Genomic DNA, 21,807 nt, shown 5'->3' with positions numbered 1-21,807 from the left:
ATTATGAAGTCTTTTAATAGGATTAACGTATTGTGAATAATTTTCATGAGATGGGTCTCCCAGTTTTGCTTACACAAGCTCTAGATAAAAATAATCTTTTTGTCCCGACCCCAATTCAAATACAAGCGATCCCTTTAGCCCTGCAGGGTAAAGATATTCTTGGATCTGCTCAAACAGGAACTGGAAAAACTTTGGCATTTGCTATTCCGTTGGTTGCTAAGTTACTGAATGAGCCTAACACTGGTTCAGCTTTAGTCATTGTGCCAACCAGGGAGCTTGCGCATCAGGTAACAAATGAGATAAGAAAACTCTTATCTCAAAATTCTGCACTAAGGGTCGCTTTATTGATTGGTGGTGAGCCTATTTTTAGGCAGCTAAACCAACTTCAGAAAAAACCACAAATTGTAATAGGTACTCCTGGTCGTATTATAGACCATATTGAGCGTAAAACTTTGATTACTCGCAATGTTAGCGTTCTTGTGCTTGATGAAACGGATCGTATGTTTGATATGGGCTTTGGAATTCAAATTGAAGGGATCATGAAATATCTGCCAAAAATACGGCAGACTCTTATGTTTTCTGCAACTCTTCCTAGTGATATAGTTAAACTTACTGAGAAGCACCTTAATCGACCAGAACGTGTTTCTGTTGATTGTGAGGCTATAACTTCTGTAAAAATTAAGCAAGAAATTGTTTATGCATCAGAATCAGAAAAATATGGAAAGCTTGTTATGCAACTATGTCAGCGCGAAGGATCAATCATTATCTTTGTCAAAACAAAGCAAGGGGCGGATCAGCTAGCTAGCAGATTGCACAAAGATGACTATAGCGCTTTAGCAATTCATGGTGATTTAAGGCAGCACAAGCGCGAAAGGGTCATTAATTCTTTTCGTCGTGGCCGTAACCAAATCATGGTTGCAACAGATGTTGCTTCTCGCGGCCTTGATATTCCCCACATTCAACATGTTATCAATTATGATGCACCACAATCGCAAGCTGACTATATTCATCGTATAGGTAGAACTGCACGTGCTGGAGCTGAAGGGCATGCGCTATCTTTTGTTACACCTCAAGATAAGAGAAGATTACCTGCACTGGCAGACAAAGAAGGAGAGCCAAATTTTGATTGTAGTGTGCAATTTAAAAAACGTAACAGCAAAAAGGTCTTTAAAAGGCCAAGTACGTTAAAGACTAAATATGGTAGAAAAAAGATCAATGCATTTAAGAAGAAAAGCAGAGTACTAGAAAAAGCGTATTAATATACTTTAACTATTCTTCCATTCTTTAAAAACTCTAATAGACTTGCTGCAAAGCAAAGTGATTGGGGAATGGTAGAAAAAATATATAGCTAATCCAAACTGGATTTACCTATAACTTGATAAGCATAAAACTCGTCATTCCGCTACTCATTAGCAGAATCTATCCGCGGCGGTATGACGTAGATCCATAGTGGGAATTCAAATTGGCTACAGCGAACTCCTGGATTTCAATTTTTTTAATAATTGTGTGCTATTCATTATATATGAGTTCCCACTTTTAAAGAGAATAGGAGATGATTTCCAAAAACTTAGAGGCAAGTTTGAATAGAGCACTATTCATTGCTTCTAATTTTAATCTTAAATATGCGAAAGTAGAACATTTATTGCTGGCGTTAACTAAAGACGTGGATGTAAATTACGTTTTATCAAGATGTAATATCAGAGCCGATGAAATCATCAATATGGATAACATTCTATCAAGATGCAATATTAAAGCTAATGATTATAATAATAATATAAAAGGGTTTTTACAAAGCAATTCTGAATTGATTATCAGTGGAGTTAAACCTAGCTCAATGTTTCAATGCATAATACACAGAGCAATAATACGGGCTCATAGCTTGGGGAAAAAAGAAATAAATGGAGCAAGTGTTCTAGTAGAAATTTTGTCTGGGCAAGATTTATACGTTGAAGATCTATTGCAGAAACAAAGTGCGAAAGATTCCAATTTGATTTACCATATATCTAATATGAAATACTCTAACGATATAGATGAATACACCACCAATCATAAAGTAAAACTTGATAAAAATAATGACGCTTCTACTACAGTAAATAAAGGTGAGCTACTAAAAGATGAAGAAATTCTACAAAGTTATTGTAAAAATTTAAATGACTATGCAAGAAGCAAAAAAATAGATTATGTTATTGGTCGTGATTATGAGTTAAATCGCACTATAGAAATATTATTGAGGCGTAGAAAAAACAACCCTTTATATGTTGGAGACCCAGGTGTTGGCAAAACCACAATAGTTGAGGGTTTGGTACTCAAGATCATTGAAGGCAGTGTTCCGAGTGCACTCAGGTCCAGTATAATTTATGCTTTGGATTTAGGGTCACTCCTTGCAGGGACACGCTACAGAGGTGATTTTGAAGAGAGAATAAAATCTATAATAAAAGCAATTGAGGCAAAACCAGGTGCTATCCTTTTTATTGACGAAATACACACTATCATTGGAGCAGGTTCTACAAGTGGTAGCTTTCTTGATGCAGGTAACCTACTCAAACCTGCGCTTGCAAGAGGTACACTGCGTTGTATAGGTGCAACCACATATAGAGAATACAGCAATAGTTTTGAAAAAGATAAAGCATTAGCGAGGAGGTTTCAAAAAATTAATGTTAAGGAATCTTCTGTTAACGAAACGATAAAGATACTAGATGGTATAAAGCACTACTATGAAGGGTATCATGGAGTATATTATACAAAGAATGCCATTAGGTCTGCGGCTGAACTTTCGCATAAGTATATTACTGGGCGAATATTACCTGATAAAGCGGTTGATGTTATTGATGAGGCAGGGGCATATTGTAAATTGCTAAGAAACAGGGGTAAAATTGTAAATAGTAGAGATATTAAGAATACCATTACTAGAATTACAAATGTGCCTTGCGGATCTGAATCTGATGATTTGCAGAAAGTAAAGTCTTTAAAAGCTAATCTAGAGAAGGTGATTTTTGGCCAAGAGCAGGCAATAGAATCTCTTGTTAGTTCTATTAAAATTGCTAAATCTGGGTTGAGAAATTACAATAAGCCTTTAGCAAATTATCTTTTTGCAGGACCAACTGGTGTTGGTAAAACCGAGCTAGCAAAACAATTAGCAGAAAGCATGAGCATGAATCTTATACGCTTTGATATGTCCGAATATATTGAATCTCATACGATATCAAGGATGATTGGTTCTCCTCCTGGATATGTAGGTTATGATCAGGGTGGATTACTCACAGAGTCTGTATCTAACAATCAATATAGTGTTGTGCTGCTTGATGAAATTGAAAAGGCTCATAGCGATATCTATAATATATTGCTACAAATTATGGATTATGGTTGCGTTACAGACACTTACGGACGTAAAGTTAACTTTTCCAATATAATCTTAATTATGACAACTAATGCAGGAGCAGTTGAACGCAGCAAAAGTTTTGTTGGCTTTGGGCATAAAAATTTTAACATTGGTGATAGCGAAAAAGCAATAGAACAGGTTTTTAGCCCTGAATTTCGTAATCGTCTTGATGCGATTATTTCTTTTTCTGACTTAAGTACGGATGTGATTTTGCATATTGTGGATAAATTTATCCTAGAACTGAAAAAGCAACTGACGCAAAAAGGCATAAACTGCTTAGTAGAGGATGAAGTGAAATCTTATCTTGTACAAATGGGTTATAGTAAGGAAATGGGAGCACGTCCAATAGAGAGACTTATTGAAAAAGAGATAAAAAGTTACTTAGCGGAAGAAATACTGAATCGTAAATTAATAAAAGGAAAGAAATTAAGAATCTATATGAATAAAGTAGAAAGTAAAATTGCTTTTGATATAGTTTAAAATCCTTGTATTGAACTTCATCTTTGTTACAATTTATAACTTAAATTTAATTTGAATTATAGTGATAAGTGATAAAGTAAAACAAGTCCTAAGCTACTACGAAAGTGAAAACCCCGGGGTAAAAGCAAATCTTACTCGTATTCTCATGCATGGAAAGCTTGGCAACACTGGCAAGTTAGTGATTCTGCCAGTAGATCAAGGATTTGAGCACGGACCAATAAAAAGCTTTGAAGTTAACCCTGATGCTTATGACCCACATTATCATTTTCAGCTTGCAGTTGATTCGGGAGTAAGTGCATATGCTGCTCCACTTGGTATGATTGAAGCTGGTGCTTCAACTTATGCTGGAATGCTCCCACTTATTTTGAAACTTAATAATTCCAACTCTTTACATTCAAAAGATCTAACCTCTGATCAGGCAATCACCTCTTCTGTGAAAGATGCGCTGCGTTTGGGCTGCTTGGCTGTTGGATTTACTATATATCCTGGTTCTGCTAAGTGTTTCGATATGATGGAAGAAGCCCGTGGAATCATAGCTGAAGCCAAATCTTATGGGCTTGCAGTAGTGCTATGGTCTTATCCACGCGGTGAAGGAATTTCCAAAGAAGGTGAAACAGCAGTTGATGTTATTGCCTATGCTGCGCACATGGCAGCTTTACTTGGCGCTAATATAATCAAAGTAAAACTTCCAACTAAATATTTGGAAAGAGAGAAAATAGAAACAGAAAATATTGAATCATTATCTAAAAGAATTGAATATGTTAAAAGATCTTGTTTTGCAGGGAAAAGAGTAGTAGTTTTTTCTGGTGGCGAGTCGAAGGAAGTAGATGACATATGCAATGAAGCAAAAGAAATTAAGCAGGGTGGTGGTAATGGTTCAATCATTGGACGTAACACTTTTCAACGAAAAAAAGAAGAAGCTTTATCTATGCTAAAAGATATAATGGATATCTACACATAAAAAACGGCTGGGTGGCAGAATGGCTTATGCGGAGGACTGCAAATCCTTTTATACCGGTTCAATTCCGGTCCCGGCCTCTTAACTTCAATTAAGTCATTTGGAACTTTATAGCTAACCCAATCCCTATGTCATACCGCCGCGGCATAGATTCCGCTAATGAGTAGCGGAATGACGGTTAACCTAAGTTACTTTAGCTATAAAGTCAAGTATCTGGGCATAAAACCCCCCATATAAAAAAGATTCAGAAAAAATGCAACGCACATACGACAGAAATTAATACCAATCTCCACTAATAGATAGACAAATAGTAAAAACTACAAATAATTGAGGCTAGAAAGAATAAATATGTAGTTTATGGCAGGAAAAAGTAAAGCAATAGGAGAAGAACTATATAATCAATGCAAGTTAGAATTAAAAAAATATGGAATAAGAGGAGAGATAGGAAGAAGGTTACAAGCAATAATATCAGCAAAGGAGTATGGTATCTCAAAAGTTGCTAAAATATATAGAATTACGAGAACGACATTAATGAAATGGATTGCAAGATTTAAAGAAAAAGGTGTTATTGGGTTTGCAATACAGCCAGGGCGAGGACCTAAACCAAAACTGAACGAGGAGAAGAAGGAAAAAATAAGAGAGGTAATAGAAGAAGATGGGGCAAATCTGACTGCTAAAAAATTGCAAGGTATAGTTGAAGGAATGTTAGCTATCAAAGTAAGTGAGTCAACGGCGAGAAGGCTTATGAAGAAGCTAGGATTTACATATATCACACCTCGTCCAGCACATTATAAACAAGACAAAAACAAACAAGAGGAGTTCAAAAAAAATCTCAATGAAATTGTGGAAAAGAACCGGAAAAAGGAGGTTTTTTTTCGATGAATCGAGATTTGGAACGCACTCAAAAGTTGGACATGGATGGTTTAAAAAGGGCTCAAGAACACAAGTTAAAGTAAAAATCGGAAGAGAAAACTTCTATCTTTACAGCGCTGTAAATCCCAGGAATGGAGAGGATATTAGCCTACTTGCTCCACATGTAAACACAGATTGCATGAACATATTTTTGGAGCAGATGTCGAAAGATTTGGGGACTAGAGAAGCTTTTCTTATCATGGATTGCGCAAGTTGGCATAGGTCTAAAGGTTTAAAAACTCCTGAAAATATCACCATAATTTATTTGCCGCCGTACTCGCCTGAGCTCAATCCTGTGGAAAGATTTTGGCAACATTTAAAGGAAAATATAATAAAGAACAAGATGTATGACTCTATTAATACCAACCCTCATAAATAACTAGACAAATAATTCACAGAGCAAATGGTTTTGATCGAACTTTCCGTAATATCTCGAATAAATTCAGATACAGCATTTTCAAGTAATTTAATAGAGTCATACATCTTGTTCTTTATTATATTTTCCTTTAAATGTTGCCAAAATCTTTCCACAGGATTGAGCTCAGGCGAGTACGGCGGCAAATAAATTATGGTGATATTTTCAGGAGTTTTTAAACCTTTAGACCTATGCCAACTTGCGCAATCCATGATAAGAAAAGCTTCTCTAGTCCCCAAATCTTTCGACATCTGCTCCAAAAATATGTTCATGCAATCTGTGTTTACATGTGGAGCAAGTAGGCTAATATCCTCTCCATTCCTGGGATTTACAGCGCTGTAAAGATAGAAGTTTTCTCTTCCGATTTTTACTTTAACTTGTGTTCTTGAGCCCTTTTTAAACCATCCATGTCCAACTTTTGAGTGCGTTCCAAATCTCGATTCATCGAAAAAAAACCTCCTTTTTCCGGTTCTTTTCCACAATTTCATTGAGATTTTTTTTGAACTCCTCTTGTTTGTTTTTGTCTTGTTTATAATGTGCTGGACGAGGTGTGATATATGTAAATCCTAGCTTCTTCATAAGCCTTCTCGCCGTTGACTCACTTACTTTGATAGCTAACATTCCTTCAACTATACCTTGCAATTTTTTAGCAGTCAGATTTGCCCCATCTTCTTCTATTACCTCTCTTATTTTTTCCTTCTTCTCCTCGTTCAGTTTTGGTTTAGGTCCTCGCCCTGGCTGTATTGCAAACCCAATAACACCTTTTTCTTTAAATCTTGCAATCCATTTCATTAATGTCGTTCTCGTAATTCTATATATTTTAGCAACTTTTGAGATACCATACTCCTTTGCTGATATTATTGCTTGTAACCTTCTTCCTATCTCTCCTCTTATTCCATATTTTTTTAATTCTAACTTGCATTGATTATATAGTTCTTCTCCTATTGCTTTACTTTTTCCTGCCATAAACTACATATTTATTCTTTCTAGCCTCAATTATTTGTAGTTTTTACTATTTGTCTATCTATTAGTGGAGATTGGTATAAATTACTTGAAAATGCTGTATCTGAATTTATTCGAGATATTACGGAAAGTTCGATCAAAACCATTTGCTCTGTGAATTATTTGTCTAGTTATTTATGAGGGTTGGTATAAGCATGCGTGTGCACCCACATACACTGAAGAAGATACGCTACATTTTTTGCTGAATTTGATTATTTAGTGAAAAGTCTGCAGACGGAGATAGATCTTGAGCTCTCTAAATATCTCTACTATTATTGTAATGAGGTTTTTAATATGCGGAAGTAATTTTTTCGTTAGAGTAAAAATTTTTTTTTATAGCTCTTTGTCCTATAGCTAACCCAATCCTACGTCATACCGCCGCGGTATCTATGTTGAGATCCCGCTAACACGTAGCGGAATGAAGAATTTTTGTTTTTCAAATCTTTAAAGTATACTCTTATGGTGTTTAGTGGTAGAGAATAAACTAAAAATAAGCAAAGTGCTTTACAAAATGATATTACGTAATTTATTGTTTTTACTGCCGCCTGAAGTTGCTCACTCTTTAGCAATTATGGCATTAAAGAAAACACCTTATAAGAATCCTATAGAACTACCAGAATCTTTGAGTGTGAATTTTTTTGATAATAAGCTCAGAAGCCCCGTGGGCCTGGCTGCAGGTTTTGACAAGAATGCAGAAGTTATAAGGCCTATGCTTTCATTTGGTTTTGGATTTATTGAGGCTGGTACTGTAACGAAATATCCCCAATATGGAAACAAAAAACCAAGAATTTTTCGGTTAATTAAAGATCAAGGGGTAATTAACAGATTGGGATTTAACAATCAAGGAATAGACTATTTTCTTAAACAAATAGATGAAACCAAGCTTGATGACTGCATTTTTGGCATAAATATAGGAAAAAATAGCGCATCGAAAGACCAAATCCGTGATTATGTTGATTTAATAAAGATGGTATATGGAAAAAGCAATTATATAGTGCTGAACATCTCATCCCCAAACACACCTAATTTGCGCGATTTACACAATAAAAAAGAATTATCCACATTGTTGAAATCTATCACTATAACCAGAAAATCAATTGATAGCTCTGAATCGATACCAATAATATTAAAAATCTCACCAGATATAGATCAGCAAACGAAAGAAAATATCGCTGAGCTTGCGTTGGAATATAAGATTGACGGATTAACAGTGAGCAACACTACGATCAGTCGGAATAACTTACATTCCCACCACAACGAGAGTGGTGGGTTGAGTGGCAAACCGCTGTTTAAACTTTCAACCGAGTTATTGAGCGATATGTACAAACTTACTAAAGGCAAAATATTATTGATAGGGTGCGGAGGAATTTCAAGTGGTGCTGATGCATATAAAAAAATAAAGGCAGGAGCCTCTTTGGTGCAGTTGTACACTGCTCTCATATACCACGGACCTCAAGTTGTAAACAAAATTAATCTAGAACTTGCAGAACTAATAAGGAGAGATGGATTTAGTAACATTAGTGAGGTGGTGGGTTGTATACATTAATTTTGGAAGTTGTTGGTATTATTTTAATAAAACAAAACTAATTCTTTGGTATAAAGGTGTGGTAGGAAGTGTTTTTCTTTTAAATAATGGGTATGAAGAGTTTGAATGATGCAATATCTAAGATCATTGATTATAAATTTACAAATTATGCAATATTAGAAGAGGCACTAACTCACCCAAGCGTAAATAAAAGGAATAGCAAAAACCAGATTGTAAGCTACGAAAGACTAGAGTTTTTGGGCGATAGTGTTTTGAATATGGTCGTATCTGCCATACTGTTTAAACTATTTCCTGAAGAAAAAGAAGGAGCATTGGCAAAAAGAAAGACGGATTTAGTTTGTGGCAACACCATTGCTAATGTTGCTAAAGAAATAAAATTAGGCAGTTTTATCATCATGAATAATAGTGAACGCTGCAATGGAGGGAGATGTAATCTAAAAAATTTAGAAAACTCGCTTGAAGCACTAATAGGTGCAATTTATATTGATGGCGGACTTGAAAATGTTGAAAAATTTATTACCCAATATTGGGAAAAGCTAGCCAAAAGCATGCTTGACCCCCCTCAAGATCCTAAAACCTCACTGCAAGAGTGGACTCAGAAAAACAAATTGCCTTTACCAGAGTATGAGCTTGTAAAACAAACTGGACCAGCGCACAATCCTGAATTTACTATATCAGTTTGCATAGAAGATTATAGTAAAGTTTCTGCATGCGCTTCTAGTAAAAAGATTGCTGAACAAAAAGCTGCTGAGTTGATGCTAGAAAAAATTGGAAAAGATGCTTCAGTTTAGGCAAAATAGGCATTAATGTAAGTTTTAAGAAAGCTAATAGCGTTTAGGGGAAATGGTCAATTTAAGGAGAAGCATAGTAACCAAATCTGTGATTTAAGATATTCTATAGCTAACACAGGTTATTGAAAGACCTCGTCATACCGCTGCGGGATCTAGGCTGAGATACCGCGGCGGTATGACGTAGTTACTCATTATAGCTATAAGTTCCAGTGTGAGCTACTTGGTACAACCTTGTCATTGTCGTTTTAATAGACTTCTTTCAAAATTCATGAAAGGAGCTCTCTATTGTGAATAGAGGCAATCAAATTAAATCTTAAGCCAAAACGTTTTCGTCGATTTCTATATCTGTCAGAAATGATTTTAAACCTTTTCAATAAGCCGATTACGTTTTCAACTACCACTCTTCGTATAGAGAGAGATCTATTTTCTGCTTTTTTCTCCTTTGATAAAGGATTCTTTTTTGATCTTCTATGTGGTAATTCAACATTTTTATGTATCTTTTGCATTCCTCTGTAACCAGAATCAGCTAGGATCTTATACCAACCCTCATAAATAACTAGACAAATAATTCACAGAGCAAATGGTTTTGATCGAACTTTCCGTAATATCTCGAATAAATTCAGATACAGCATTTTCAAGTAATTTAATAGAGTCATACATCTTGTTCTTTATTATATTTTCCTTTAAATGTTGCCAAAATCTTTCCACAGGATTGAGCTCAGGCGAGTACGGCGGCAAATAAATTATGGTGATATTTTCAGGAGTTTTTAAACCTTTAGACCTATGCCAACTTGCGCAATCCATGATAAGAAAAGCTTCTCTAGTCCCCAAATCTTTCGACATCTGCTCCAAAAATATGTTCATGCAATCTGTGTTTACATGTGGAGCAAGTAGGCTAATATCCTCTCCATTCCTGGGATTTACAGCGCTGTAAAGATAGAAGTTTTCTCTTCCGATTTTTACTTTAACTTGTGTTCTTGAGCCCTTTTTAAACCCCAGTTGCGGATTAATCAATATAGTAAAATCTAGAAATACAGGGCTTTTTAGGCTTCATGGAATATGAAACTAATGTGGAAAAGACGTGCACCAAGAAATTTATTGGAGACCTGTGCCTTGAATGCTCAAGCTCAAGTCTGTCTTTTAGGTAGCCAAAAACTGTTTCAATAATCGACCTTTTTCTTAAAAAAATCTTTTCTTCAAGTAGCATTAATGTGTTTTTCATACCTTTTTTTACTTTGGTAACGAGTTTTAGTCCTCTATCGAAGAGTTTTGCAAAGAGCTCTTTCTTTATATAGCCCTTATCACCAAACAAAAGACCAGTCAGTTTTTCAGTTAATTTTGGTACTGGTTTTCTGTCGTCAACGTTACCTTTAGTAAGTGTAACTCCTTGAATTTCACCTTTTTCATTAATTACCATATGCAATTTAAAACCAAAAAACCAGCCATATGTAGTCTTTCCAAGCTTTGCCAATCCTTTGAAAACTTTGTTTCTTGAGATTCTTTTTGGATGGCAAACAGCGATAGATGTTGCATCTATGTACGAAATCCCTGTCATTTTCGACTGCTCACATAGCCATTGCAAAAGTAATGCTAAATACCATAAAACCCTCGGTTTTAGCCTAATAAATCTACTATATGTTGGCAAATTTTGAAACTCAGATCCATATAGTGCTTTCAAATAATATGTATAGAAAGATTTAAAGTCCTCACATCTAGATTGTTGATAAAGTAAAATTATAGTAAGAATTTCAGAATGCGTAATCTCTGGCGTTCTGGTAGGTTTTTTACTGTTTGGCAGGAGTTTTTCTGCGAAATTTTTGTTTATAGCCTTGCAAAAATCGTCTACAAAGCAAAATAATTCTGTTACATTTTTATTCATGGGTAACCTCTCTACTTTTTGATAATATGTTTCCGGAGTTTACCCTATTTCCCTATCTTTTTCACTGACTTCTAATCCGCAACTGGGGTTTTTTAAACCATCCATGTCCAACTTTTGAGTGCGTTCCAAATCTCGATTCATCGAAAAAAAACCTCCTTTTTCCGGTTCTTTTCCACAATTTCATTGAGATTTTTTTTGAACTCCTCTTGTTTGTTTTTGTCTTGTTTATAATGTGCTGGACGAGGTGTGATATATGTAAATCCTAGCTTCTTCATAAGCCTTCTCGCCGTTGACTCACTTACTTTGATAGCTAACATTCCTTCAACTATACCTTGCAATTTTTTAGCAGTCAGATTTGCCCCATCTTCTTCTATTACCTCTCTTATTTTTTCCTTCTTCTCCTCGTTCAGTTTTGGTTTAGGTCCTCGCCCTGGCTGTATTGCAAACCCAATAACACCTTTTTCTTTAAATCTTGCAATCCATTTCATTAATGTCGTTCTCGTAATTCTATATATTTTAGCAACTTTTGAGATACCATACTCCTTTGCTGATATTATTGCTTGTAACCTTCTTCCTATCTCTCCTCTTATTCCATATTTTTTTAATTCTAACTTGCATTGATTATATAGTTCTTCTCCTATTGCTTTACTTTTTCCTGCCATAAACTACATATTTATTCTTTCTAGCCTCAATTATTTGTAGTTTTTACTATTTGTCTATCTATTAGTGGAGATTGGTATTAGTTTGCGGTAATATTGCTATCTTTGATTCTCTAAACATCCGAAAATCATGTTTTCTACCATTGGAGAAAGATGTACATACGACCTTTTTACTCTTCTTCTCTGTTACTATTTGTGTTTTTATAGTATGCCTTTTTTTCTTTCCAGAGTAAAAGCGCTTTTGCTTTTTTTTGGCCTTTCTACTGCTGTTTCAGTTCCATCTATTACCAAAACTTCGTATTCTACATTACTATTTAATAGATCTTTTTTTCCTGGTAATGCAAAATCTGGATGTTTTATTAATGTGTCTTCTACCCACCTTATTATTTTAAAACAGTTGCTTTCACTCATGCCATAACTTTGTCCTATATGAAAATATGTACGATATTCTCTCATATATTCCAGTGCCATAAGTAATCTATCTTCTATACAAAGTTTGCTTTTTCTTCCACTTCTAGCTTTTTTCCTTTTATCCTCCTCATCTAGAATTTCTACCATTCTCTTAAATGTTGATTTTTTTACCCCCGTTAAACGTCGAAACTTTTCTCCTTCTAACTTTTCTATTTCCTTATATTTCATGCTTCCAAATACTTGATCTTACTCTCTCTCCCTCAATTTTGAAAGAAGTCTAATGTCACACTAGTTAAGATGACACCATTTACCATCTTAAAATTACAACGTTCGTACAGATGTATGCTTGACATAGGATCCAGAAAATTTTTATATATAGAAAAATCCGAGTGAACTACACCAACTCACATTCAGCAAAAAAGAAAGCTATTTCCTTACGAGCGTTTTCTGTGCTATCTGAGCCGTGAACTCTATTCTCACTTATGTCATCAGCAAAATCACCTCTGATTGTACCTTTATCTGCCTGCTTTGGATCGGTAGCTCCCATGATTTGTCTGTATTTACTTACTGCATTTTCACCAACTAAAACTTGAACTATCACAGGACCAGAAGTCATAAATTCCACTAACTCCCCAAAAAAAGGTCTATCTTTATGAATTTCATAAAATAGCTCTGCTTGTTTTTTTGTCAGTAACATCATTTTTTGTGCTATAATCTTCAGTCCAGAGCTTTCAATATATGAATTTATCTTGCCTGTAATATTATTTTTTACTGCATCAGGTTTTAATATCGAAAGTGTTCTCTCAATTGCCATATTATTTCCTTATATAAAATAGTATATTTATAGATTTATTTTATTGTAAATTTTGATTTGATAAAAGTAGTTTTTTATTTATAGTTAAGAATAAACCATCAAAGAGGTATTGTATGGGTAAATGTTGTAAAAATAACACTACCAAACAAGTTGAGCCTACCACTAAAAAACAAGCTGAATCTACTGCTAAAAAATTGGCCAATAACTTGAAATCGTCAATTTTTTGTGGAACAAAAGGATTTTTGACTTTTAGTTTGGCATTTTTAAGCTATTTGGAATATAGCTCACATCATAATACAGAATTAAAAAAAGGTGCTGCCTTTGCAATGAAAAGAAACACTATTCCGTTTTTTGAAATGGCTGTCATAGTACCGCTTGTTTGCCTTACATTCACTGGTCTTCTACAATGTGCACTCGTATGCGCTGCTTTAATGATTGCCACATGTTTTATTGTCAGAACTTTTAATCTACGTGAAAAATTATTAGAAAAACAAACAGGTTGCCCAAAAGAAACAGTGAATAAGGAATTTAAGAAAGATACTATAAAATTTCCTATTTTTGATCAAAATAGAAAACACATCGAGTATAATTCGCCTAACTCAGGGCGACCACTGGATGAAACAAGTAGCACCTCTCTTTTCGTTAAAGTTTTACTTTTCCCTCTAAAGGTTCTTTTGAAGGTCCTGCAAAGTTGTATAATGCTGTCTTTAGCTGCTGTTGAACTTCTTGAAACGTTACCAAGTCTTTTTGTCGATACATTTTTCGATTGGAGCTTCACATTCACCAAGAGTAACCTACAGAGATCAGGCCATTTATTGTATGCAAGTGTAAGAAATTTAGTGCCTGTAACTAAACTCGATGAGTGTGTAGCTAATTTTATAGGCACCCCAGAAGTAACTTGTTGTAGTAGTGTGTAGGTGAAAAAGGCTGTCATTTTATTTAACCTTGGTGGACCTGATTCACTGAATACGGTCCGTCCTTTTTTATTCAACCTTTTTTATGATAGAAGAATAATAAGTCTACCAAACCCTTTTCGGTTTCTTTTAGCAAAGTTTATATCTGCGAAACGAGAAAATACTGCGCGAAAAATATACGAGGAAATCGGAGGTAAATCGCCGATTTTGGATAATACGAAAGCGCAAGCTGATGCTTTAGAACTAAAATTAAATGAAGATGAAAATCATGTATACAAGGTATTCATTTGCATGCGCTATTGGCATCCGTTTGCTGACGAAGTTGTTAAAAGTGTAAAACAGTTTGATCCTGACGAAGTAATTCTGTTGCCACTGTATCCTCAATATTCAACTACCACAACTTTGTCATCCATCGAAAATTGGCAAAAAAATGCTAAAAAGCATGGCCTAAAATGCAATACAAAAATAATTCATCATTATTATGACAATGAAAACTTTATTGAGGCTCATGCTAACTTGATAGCTAAGTACTACGAATTAGCCAGCAGAATTGGTAAGCCAAGAGTCCTATTTTCAGCTCATAGCTTGCCCCTTAGCGTTATTAAAAAAGGCGACCCTTACGCTTCACAGGTAGAAAGAAGCGTAGGGTTAATAGTAGAAAAGTTAGCTATCAATAACTTAGATTGGTCAATATGTTATCAGAGTAAGATTGGTCCTGTAAAATGGCTAGAGCCAAGCACTGAAAGTGAGCTATCACGTACAAAAGCTGATGGTGTACCTGTAGTTTTATCACCTATATCTTTTGTTTCTGAGCATTCAGAAACTCTAGTTGAACTTGATATAGAATATAAAGCAATTATCAAGAATGGATATTATTTTCGCGTACCAACTCTCAGTACCGATTCTTTGTTTATTAAATGTTTGGCTGATCTATGCATAAATCACCTTTAAAGTCCTGATTTATAGGGCTTTTCTTTTAGGATTTTATGTGATAAAATAACAGAAAGTTATTATTTTATTAACTATTTTATGCCAAGCAAGCTAAAAAAGAAATCTAATATACTCGCACAAAAGGTGCATGATATTTATGATCATGATTTCAGGAAGGTAATCTGCATCACAACAGGTTTAACAGCTCTATTGTGTAAGATTTCACTGCAATTTTGCTGCGAGTTCATTGACAATAACAGATCCAATATCTCCTTTATAAAGAATGTTGCCCGATGGGTGAAATTTCCGACATCTATCCTATACATTGCCCATTCTGCATTCATCTTACGGGATTTGGTAAAAGATTATAAAGACCCTAAGGGTAAAAAAGAATTAGCAAAAATTTTGGGTAAATCGGCTAATCTTGCAAGCAGCACCATAGAAGCGTTGATGATGTTGAAAGTCATCCATTTTTTTACTAAGGGTAATGCAGACGTAATAAGTCACATTCACTTAACATCAACGATCCTATTTTTGTTCATTTCAGAACCTATAAGCTATTATTATACATACAAGAAATATCTGGATAATAAGGATCCTGAAAAGTCTGCTGAGTGTAAGAAGGACCTTATTATTAGCACATTAACTTTGTCGTTAGGTTTATTAAACTTCATATTAAGAAGGATAGAGACTCCAACTATACCAATAAACTTAGGTAATGGTATAATCTATAATTTCAACTTAAGCGTAACAGTCAGCATAATATATAGTGCAGTGTTTCTTGTAGTTCAACTTGACAAGTTGTTTAATCAACCTATCAATGATGACCCTTCCACTGAACTTGATAATGCTGGCCATAACCATATTCAGCCCGGTAATGATCTGCTCGATGGCAACGTTGTGGAAATGTAAGGGTTAGAGGTGAAAAGATTTTATTTCTACTGCCAATGCTAACACTGCTAATTTACTAACTATATTCCAAAGTGCTAGAGGTTTTTCTTCCACTATTTTGCTAACGTCATAAAATTCGCAGTCAATGGAGTTTAAGCTGGAATATACATCTTTCCTGCTATTACATCGGTATAAGTAACATGTTGGAGTATTTCCTATATAGTATATTAGCGGTTCTGCAGAACTGCTTTTAAATACGTCAATGGTTGGTACACCTTCTTGTATAATAACGCTATTGATTGCTATTCCTTCTTTTATCTTTTTCATTTTATGACGCTTTTTTTTATTGAGGTTTAATATTTCCTCTCCACTTGTTACTGTTATAATGCCCATCCCATATGTGCCATTGCTTGCTTTGATAAAAACGTAAGGTTGTGTTTTTATTTCATATTCCTCATATTTTTTTTGCACTAGAGATAATATTTGGTCAACTTTAGTCGCTACTGCTCCTAGTGATGAATCATCATTAAAGTCAACTCCATTACAGCTTTCTGTAAGCACAGAAATAAGCCATGGGTCCATTTTAAATTCGCCACAAAATTCGGCCACTAATTCTTGATAGATTTCAAAATACTTAAATTTCTGCCTGCTATGCCAACCGTATAGTGGGCTTGGTACTATATCTTGCTTTACGTCTTTTAGCATGTCTGGAATGTGGCTCGTCATATCACGGTTCAGTATAATAACATCAGGCACAAATCCTGAAGTTGTCTTTAATAGAGAGTTTTCTTTCACAATAGCTTCATACGGTTCTATTAAATTGTATACTTCATTATGTAAAAGACCAATTCTAGTTTCAAAACCTGCGAGCTGCAGTACTTTCTCTATAACAAATACGTTTTCTATATACATTTTATTGCGTGTATAATTTTCCGGTATTATCAGAACCTTTTTGTATTGATGTCTTTTAAAGTAGCTTTCTATCAATCTTGCTGCCATCGTTCTTGATTCTTCACTTAAGTTATTGAATCCTGCAGGAAATAAATTAGCGTCCACTGGGGCAATTTTGTAACCAGAGTTTCTAAGATCTATAGAGCTATAAAATGGCAATGTAAGGCCGTTAAATTTTGCTCCGAACCAATTATTTATACTTTTTTCCAAATCTGGGTGAATTATGTTTTGCATCTGCACTTTAAATGTTATAAGGAAAGTACTATATTATAAGCTATAGTTAAACATATTTAGTAAATTTGACTAAAGATTAAAGCATAATGAGATTCTTATTTAAAGTGATAGAAAAATGATTCAACACGATAACAATAAAATGTATGGAACTACTATACTGTCAATTAGAAAAGATAAAAGCGTAGTAGTAATAGGTGATGGACAGGTTTCACTGGGCCACACTATTATAAAATCCGGAGCAAAAAAAGTTAGGCGTCTTTCTGGTGATTCTGTAATTGCCGGTTTTGCTGGAGCAACAGCCGATGCATTTACTCTCTTTGAAAGACTAGAATCTAAACTTGACAAGCACCCAGGGCAATTAATGAGAGCATGTGTTGAACTTGCAAAAGACTGGAGAATGGATAAATATCTGAGGAAATTAGAAGCTATGATGATTGTTGCAGATAAATCTATTTCATTAGTAATTACGGGAACAGGTGATGTTCTTGAACCTGAAGATGGAATCGCAGCTATTGGCTCTGGGGGAAATTTTGCTCTATCTGCAGCAAGAGCTTTAATTGACATTAAAGGAATATCAATAGAAGAGATTGCAAAAAAGGCTATGAAGATAGCTGGCGATATATGTGTTTATACAAATCATAATGTAGTTATTGAAAAGATAGAGGAGTGATATGTCTTCCAAGCAAAAAACTTTATGCACTAATTTTCCCAATCAGTCTATAACCCTTTCAGAAGGGCAGTCTTCTAGTAGTGACGCCTACGATGAAAAAAATGACCTCTATAAAGATACTAAGAGTGGTTTTGATTCAAATGAAAGCGATGTTCAAGTTAATGACAGTACTCAAGTTTTGTTAGATGACCTGCCGCCACAGAAGATAGTTAAAGAATTGGATAGATTCATAATCGGACAGGATGATGCAAAGCGTGCTGTTGCTATTGCACTCAGAAATCGTTGGCGTCGCAATCAGGTTCCATTTCCATTGCGTGATGAAATCATACCTAAGAATATATTGATGATTGGTCATACAGGGGTTGGTAAAACTGAAATAGCTCGCCGCTTAGCAAAACTTGCCGGTGCACCGTTCATAAAAATTGAGGCAACAAAGTTTACTGAAATAGGATATGTTGGACGTGATGTTGACTCGATAATACGTGATTTGGTTGATGCAGCAATAGTTTTAGTTAAAGAGAAAGCCCGTAAAGCCTTAGCTAAAAAAGCTTTAAATTTAGCTGAGGAGATAATAGTCAATTCTATGGTAGGCGAAAATGCAACCGAAGAAAGTAAAAAAATTTTTAGAGAAAGGTTGAAGAATAAAGAATGTGAGGACGGAGAAGTTTCTGTTAACGTCAGAGAAAGCAAGAGTATGTTACCTACTTTTGATATACCAGGCATGCCAGGTGGGCAAGTTGGTGTGATGAATGTAACAGAGATAATGGGCAAAATGTTTAATGGGAGCAAAAAAACAAAAACTATTACGGTGAAGGTAAAAGAAGCGCGTAAAATATTAATTAATGAAGAAAGTGAAAGGCTAATGGATGAAGATAAGATAATCAAAGAAGCCATTGATCTTGTTAGTAATGAAGGTATAGTATTTTTGGATGAAATAGACAAAATTGCAGCGCGTACAGAAATAAAAGGTGAAGTAAACAGAGAAGGAGTGCAAAGGGATCTGTTACCACTACTTGAAGGAACAACTGTTACAACTAAGTATGGCCATGTAAAAACAGACTATATATTATTTATTGCATCTGGTGCTTTTCATCAGTCTAAACCATCTGACCTCTTACCGGAATTGCAGGGCAGATTACCGATCAGGGTAGAACTTAAGGCACTTACTCAAGAGGATTTAATAAGAATATTAAAGGAACCAGAATCTAGTTTGTTAAAGCAATACATAGCTTTAATGAAAACAGAAAATATGACACTTGAGTTCACTGATGATGGTATAAAAACCATAGCTGAAATAGCGTTTACAGTTAATAGGCAAGTGGAAAATATAGGCGCAAGAAGGCTTCACACTGTCATGGAGAAGCTTTTAGATGAAATAAGTTTCATTGCTTCTGAGAAAAATAGCGAAAAATTCATTATAGACAGCAAGTATGTAAAAGATAAACTTGAGTCAATTTCGAAGCAGCTCGATTTATCTAAGTTTATACTTTAGAAAAAACGAGAGTAATCGTTCACGGATCTTCCTCTTATTTCTGTGAACGGTATGCTATAGTGTTTTTAAAACCAAATGATAAACCTTGTCATTGAAAATGTTCTAGATCTCAGTGTTAGCTGCTGCTTGGATGACATCCTCCTTATATGTTGAAATTAAGTTTTTATGAGTACTAAGAAGTAGTAATATAAAGATGTATAGAGAAGAAGAACCGTCGCCCTCCTGTGGAGATTGCTCTCAAACTACAATGTTTGTACAGCTGTATGTTGGAGCACTTGAATGACATCATTTGTTGTGCTTAACAAAAGCAAATGTTCGTACGATTGTGTATCACACTCTAAAGTCCTGGCTGTTGGCTTGCACCGTTACAGACAACAACTTCGTAGAGCTTGTTTGATGCATGCTAGCTATCAACAAGGTCTTTATTCTTATCTACCAACTCAAGTTGTGATACTCTTCGTTCAGCTCAAATAGAGTATGAAAAGAGTATCACTTTACATACATTAAGAAGAAAAACCTAACCAGCTCAGCATTCCTACTTTTGATGTATTTTGAACTGCTAGAGATGTATCAGGCAACTCTTCCTTATCTGGTACATCTTTCTTATCTACAAATTCGAAATCATCTTTTTCAGAAAACAACTCATCTGTTATTTTTGCAAGCACCATAAAATCTTCTTTTCTAGGGTAGTTGAAAAAAGCTGAACAATGTCCATCACGTTCAAGATTTTCATAATCATGAACAGATCCAATGAAATCAGATATTCTTTTTTCTAATTTTTTCAAGTTTTCCACTAATTGCTTTTCCCCTGGTAACATTATGACGCACTCCTTGTGCTTTAACACCTCTTCTTCTGATATATTACCGGAGTCATTAATAAACTCACGTGTTATTTGCTCTAGCTTTATTAAGTCTATTTCTGCCTAGTCTGAACACAAAGCTGGATATTGTCCATCATGTATAAGCTGATTATATTCATCAGAACGTTTAATAAACTTGTGTATTATCTCTTTTAATTTTTGTAGACCACTTATATTCATATTATGCATATTTATCTACTATATTTATTAATCTACTAGTATATCATATAATAATCTAATTGCTTCTTAAGAACTTTAGATTTGCTTTCAAGTTTATGTTGGAGTGAGTGTATGAAACCTTTAAAATATGCAATAGCGACTTATGTTAATCGATATTTTCGTCCAAACTTAAATCTTACCAGAGAGTTATGGTTTTAAAAGAGACTTAGTATTAAGTTATCAATAAATTACTCATAAAAATAAATCTTATGGAAAGCGGAGCTTGGTTCATTTGGCTGATTAGTAACTTGGTTGTTATATTCAGCAATATGCAGATAATTTATGCCTTTATAAGTGTGAATCTTGAAAAGGAACTTGGACTGACAATTATGCAAGTTGCACTGGCTAATTCAGCATATACTTGGACTTTCGCCATCTTACAATTTTTTAGTGGAGCAACGTTTAATGTTTTTTCCAGTAAAAAAATTTATTTTTTCTCATTATCAACTATGATCTTTGGGTTCTTTGTCCTTATTAATAGTGACAATTTTGCTCATTTGATTTTATCACAATTATTGATTGCAGCTGGAGCATCATTTGGTTTTATTGGTGCTGCTCACACAAGTAGCATATGTTTTTCCGCTGCCCAATTTGGACTAATGTTTTCACTAGTGCAAACAATTTCAAGTCTTTCCGCTTTGGTGATTCAAATGTTGTTTTCTAGCTTGCTTGCCGAAGGTGCAGATTGGAAGAATCTGATTGTATGCATAATACTATTTGGTGTGTTGATATTTGTACTGATGTTTTTTTATCCAAGCATACTTCCAGAAAGCAGCTCAGAAAAGTGCGCAATAAAAAGCTCTATAAGAACAGTAATATTCACAGTGCTGAAATTAAGAGATATCTGGATAACCTCAATAGTGGGTGCTATTACTTTCGGAACATTTTTAGCACTAAATACCTTGTGGGCCCCAAGGTTACTGAGCAACTCAGAACTCGGTGCAGTGGAGTCAGGTGTAGCAACCGCAATACTATGGCTTGGTCTTGCAGTTGGTGCTCCAGTTGCAGATCAAATCTCAAATCTATTTAAAAATAGAAGGCATGTAATCTCTGCTTTTGCTCTGTTACAAGGTATTTCAATGATTATTTTGTTGTGCAGCCATTTAACAGCTCACATTGTGTACTTTTGTATGTTAATGTTCGGGTTTTTTGCGGGAGGACATATGCTTAATTTTACTGTCGGTAGCGAGATTGTGAAACGAAAATACATTAGCACATCATCATCCATTATCAATGGGTTTATGTTTATTGGCAGTGGAGTTATAGTGTCAATGTTAGCACTTCTTGCAGATTATCAAATGGCGCTTTTTGCAATATTTGCGATATTGATAACTGCTGGTATTTTAAATTATGCCACAAAAGAGACATACCCTAAAAAATAAAGTAGCTGAACCTTGAGT

Annotated in this window: 20 protein-coding genes, 1 tRNA gene and 3 pseudogenes; 14 read left to right on the top strand and 10 right to left on the bottom strand. The window is 34.8% G+C overall.

What is annotated here, in order from left to right; translation table 11 throughout:
* Positions 1–32: 32 nt before the first annotated feature.
* From NBW37_RS06045 to NBW37_RS06020, 6 genes are all read left to right on the top strand, one after another.
* A complete protein-coding gene (locus NBW37_RS06045; protein WP_250296142.1) occupies positions 33–1,259 on the top strand; it encodes a DEAD/DEAH box helicase in 1,227 nt (408 codons plus the stop codon).
* Between the two features lie 293 nt (positions 1,260–1,552).
* Positions 1,553–3,859, top strand: a complete 2,307-nt coding sequence (locus NBW37_RS06040; RefSeq protein ID WP_250296141.1) for an AAA family ATPase — start codon at positions 1,553–1,555, stop codon at positions 3,857–3,859.
* A 64-nt stretch (positions 3,860–3,923) separates the two neighbouring features.
* On the top strand, positions 3,924–4,820 hold the full coding sequence (locus NBW37_RS06035) for a class I fructose-bisphosphate aldolase (RefSeq protein ID WP_250297013.1): 897 nt from the start codon (positions 3,924–3,926) through the stop codon (positions 4,818–4,820).
* A gap of 5 nt (positions 4,821–4,825) precedes the next feature.
* Positions 4,826–4,897, top strand: a tRNA-Cys gene (locus NBW37_RS06030).
* A 277-nt stretch (positions 4,898–5,174) separates the two neighbouring features.
* Positions 5,175–5,699 (top strand): helix-turn-helix domain-containing protein, encoded by a 525-nt coding sequence (locus NBW37_RS06025; RefSeq protein ID WP_250295815.1) that lies wholly within the window; start codon positions 5,175–5,177, stop codon positions 5,697–5,699.
* Positions 5,653–6,108, top strand: a complete 456-nt coding sequence (locus tag NBW37_RS06020; protein WP_250296140.1) for an IS630 family transposase — start codon at positions 5,653–5,655, stop codon at positions 6,106–6,108. Before NBW37_RS06025 ends, NBW37_RS06020 begins: the two co-directional genes overlap by 47 nt.
* Here NBW37_RS06020 and NBW37_RS06015 read toward each other — a convergent pair.
* Positions 6,099–7,110 (bottom strand): IS630 family transposase gene (locus NBW37_RS06015; protein ID WP_250295836.1). Its coding sequence is split into 2 segments (ribosomal slippage): positions 6,099–6,596 and positions 6,598–7,110, totalling 1,011 coding nucleotides; the frame shifts between segments, so codons are not numbered across the junction. The genes NBW37_RS06020 and NBW37_RS06015 overlap by 10 nt on opposite strands.
* 505 nt (positions 7,111–7,615) lie before the next feature.
* Between NBW37_RS06015 and NBW37_RS06010 the strand changes: the two genes are divergently transcribed.
* Both NBW37_RS06010 and rnc read left to right on the top strand, forming a co-directional pair.
* Positions 7,616–8,692, top strand: a complete 1,077-nt coding sequence (locus NBW37_RS06010) for a quinone-dependent dihydroorotate dehydrogenase (RefSeq protein ID WP_250296139.1) — start codon at positions 7,616–7,618, stop codon at positions 8,690–8,692.
* 92 nt (positions 8,693–8,784) lie between these two features.
* Positions 8,785–9,483 carry a ribonuclease III gene (gene rnc / locus NBW37_RS06005; protein ID WP_250296138.1) on the top strand — a complete coding sequence of 233 codons (699 nt, stop codon included), beginning with the start codon at positions 8,785–8,787 and terminating at the stop codon, positions 9,481–9,483.
* A gap of 266 nt (positions 9,484–9,749) precedes the next feature.
* Here the strand turns inward: rnc and NBW37_RS06000 are convergent.
* The 7 genes and pseudogenes from NBW37_RS06000 to ndk form a co-directional block, all read right to left on the bottom strand.
* Positions 9,750–10,019, bottom strand: a pseudogene (locus NBW37_RS06000) (transposase family protein); the annotation flags it as partial.
* Between the two features lie 10 nt (positions 10,020–10,029).
* Positions 10,030–10,476 (bottom strand): annotated as a pseudogene (locus tag NBW37_RS05995) (IS630 family transposase); the annotation flags it as partial.
* 13 nt (positions 10,477–10,489) lie between these two features.
* Positions 10,490–11,362: an IS982 family transposase gene (locus tag NBW37_RS05990; RefSeq protein ID WP_250295817.1), complete on the bottom strand. Its 873-nt coding sequence runs from the start codon at positions 11,360–11,362 to the stop codon at positions 10,490–10,492.
* Positions 11,363–11,423: 61 nt separating this feature from the next.
* A complete protein-coding gene (locus NBW37_RS07655) occupies positions 11,424–11,546 on the bottom strand; it encodes a hypothetical protein (RefSeq protein WP_256466264.1) in 123 nt (40 codons plus the stop codon).
* On the bottom strand, positions 11,500–12,024 hold the full coding sequence (locus NBW37_RS05985) for a helix-turn-helix domain-containing protein (protein WP_250295815.1): 525 nt from the start codon (positions 12,022–12,024) through the stop codon (positions 11,500–11,502). The genes NBW37_RS07655 and NBW37_RS05985 overlap by 47 nt, the downstream gene beginning before the upstream one ends.
* Before the next feature lie 82 nt (positions 12,025–12,106).
* A pseudogene (locus NBW37_RS05980) lies at positions 12,107–12,660 on the bottom strand (transposase family protein); the annotation flags it as partial.
* A gap of 166 nt (positions 12,661–12,826) precedes the next feature.
* A complete protein-coding gene (gene ndk / locus NBW37_RS05975) occupies positions 12,827–13,246 on the bottom strand; it encodes a nucleoside-diphosphate kinase (RefSeq protein ID WP_250296137.1) in 420 nt (139 codons plus the stop codon).
* A 113-nt stretch (positions 13,247–13,359) separates the two neighbouring features.
* On the opposite strand from ndk, the gene NBW37_RS05970 reads away from it, so the two are divergent.
* The 3 genes from NBW37_RS05970 (at position 13,360) to NBW37_RS05960 (ending at position 16,002) form a co-directional block, all read left to right on the top strand.
* Complete coding sequence (locus tag NBW37_RS05970) at positions 13,360–14,163, top strand: hypothetical protein (RefSeq protein ID WP_250296136.1); 804 nt, start codon at positions 13,360–13,362, stop codon at positions 14,161–14,163.
* Entirely contained in the window at positions 14,164–15,111 is a 948-nt protein-coding gene (hemH, locus tag NBW37_RS05965) for a ferrochelatase (protein ID WP_250296135.1), read from the top strand.
* Between the two features lie 78 nt (positions 15,112–15,189).
* A complete protein-coding gene (locus NBW37_RS05960) occupies positions 15,190–16,002 on the top strand; it encodes a hypothetical protein (protein ID WP_250296134.1) in 813 nt (270 codons plus the stop codon).
* Positions 16,003–16,005: 3 nt separating this feature from the next.
* Here NBW37_RS05960 and gshA read toward each other — a convergent pair whose 3' ends face one another.
* Complete coding sequence (gshA, locus tag NBW37_RS05955) at positions 16,006–17,166, bottom strand: glutamate--cysteine ligase (protein ID WP_250296133.1); 1,161 nt, start codon at positions 17,164–17,166, stop codon at positions 16,006–16,008.
* 115 nt (positions 17,167–17,281) lie between these two features.
* Between gshA and hslV the strand changes: the two genes are divergently transcribed.
* On the top strand, positions 17,282–17,836 hold the full coding sequence (gene hslV / locus NBW37_RS05950; RefSeq protein WP_250296132.1) for an ATP-dependent protease subunit HslV: 555 nt from the start codon (positions 17,282–17,284) through the stop codon (positions 17,834–17,836).
* A 1-nt stretch (position 17,837) separates the two neighbouring features.
* Positions 17,838–19,328, top strand: a complete 1,491-nt coding sequence (gene hslU, locus NBW37_RS05945) for an ATP-dependent protease ATPase subunit HslU (protein WP_250296131.1) — start codon at positions 17,838–17,840, stop codon at positions 19,326–19,328.
* Positions 19,329–19,831: 503 nt separating this feature from the next.
* On the opposite strand, the gene NBW37_RS05940 is transcribed toward hslU, so the two are convergent.
* A complete protein-coding gene (locus NBW37_RS05940; RefSeq protein WP_250296130.1) occupies positions 19,832–20,146 on the bottom strand; it encodes a hypothetical protein in 315 nt (104 codons plus the stop codon).
* A gap of 557 nt (positions 20,147–20,703) precedes the next feature.
* Between NBW37_RS05940 and NBW37_RS05935 the strand changes: the two genes are divergently transcribed.
* Entirely contained in the window at positions 20,704–21,789 is a 1,086-nt protein-coding gene (locus NBW37_RS05935; RefSeq protein WP_250296129.1) for an MFS transporter, read from the top strand.
* The last annotated feature ends 18 nt before the right edge of the window (positions 21,790–21,807 follow it).

The sequence above is a fragment of the Wolbachia endosymbiont of Oedothorax gibbosus genome (assembly GCF_936270145.1).
In the GTDB taxonomy this organism is placed as follows: Bacteria; Pseudomonadota; Alphaproteobacteria; order Rickettsiales; family Anaplasmataceae; genus Wolbachia.
This window is presented reverse-complemented; position numbering and strand designations above follow the sequence as displayed.

Excerpts from the sequence above, each read along its gene's own strand:
- NBW37_RS06040 (WP_250296141.1), top strand. The coding sequence starts at position 1,553 with ATGATTTCCAAAAACTTAGAGGCAAGTTTGAATAGAGCACTATTCATT.
- NBW37_RS06025 (WP_250295815.1), top strand. The coding sequence starts at position 5,175 with ATGGCAGGAAAAAGTAAAGCAATAGGAGAAGAACTATATAATCAATGC.
- NBW37_RS06020 (WP_250296140.1), top strand. The coding sequence starts at position 5,653 with ATGAAATTGTGGAAAAGAACCGGAAAAAGGAGGTTTTTTTTCGATGAA.
- rnc (WP_250296138.1), top strand. The coding sequence starts at position 8,785 with ATGAAGAGTTTGAATGATGCAATATCTAAGATCATTGATTATAAATTT.
- NBW37_RS05990 (WP_250295817.1), bottom strand. The coding sequence starts at position 11,362 with ATGAATAAAAATGTAACAGAATTATTTTGCTTTGTAGACGATTTTTGC.
- NBW37_RS07655 (WP_256466264.1), bottom strand. The coding sequence starts at position 11,546 with ATGAAATTGTGGAAAAGAACCGGAAAAAGGAGGTTTTTTTTCGATGAA.
- NBW37_RS05985 (WP_250295815.1), bottom strand. The coding sequence starts at position 12,024 with ATGGCAGGAAAAAGTAAAGCAATAGGAGAAGAACTATATAATCAATGC.
- ndk (WP_250296137.1), bottom strand. The coding sequence starts at position 13,246 with ATGGCAATTGAGAGAACACTTTCGATATTAAAACCTGATGCAGTAAAA.
- NBW37_RS05970 (WP_250296136.1), top strand. The coding sequence starts at position 13,360 with ATGGGTAAATGTTGTAAAAATAACACTACCAAACAAGTTGAGCCTACC.
- NBW37_RS05960 (WP_250296134.1), top strand. The coding sequence starts at position 15,190 with ATGCCAAGCAAGCTAAAAAAGAAATCTAATATACTCGCACAAAAGGTG.
- gshA (WP_250296133.1), bottom strand. The coding sequence starts at position 17,166 with ATGCAAAACATAATTCACCCAGATTTGGAAAAAAGTATAAATAATTGG.
- hslV (WP_250296132.1), top strand. The coding sequence starts at position 17,282 with ATGATTCAACACGATAACAATAAAATGTATGGAACTACTATACTGTCA.
- hslU (WP_250296131.1), top strand. The coding sequence starts at position 17,838 with ATGTCTTCCAAGCAAAAAACTTTATGCACTAATTTTCCCAATCAGTCT.
- NBW37_RS05940 (WP_250296130.1), bottom strand. The coding sequence starts at position 20,146 with ATGTTACCAGGGGAAAAGCAATTAGTGGAAAACTTGAAAAAATTAGAA.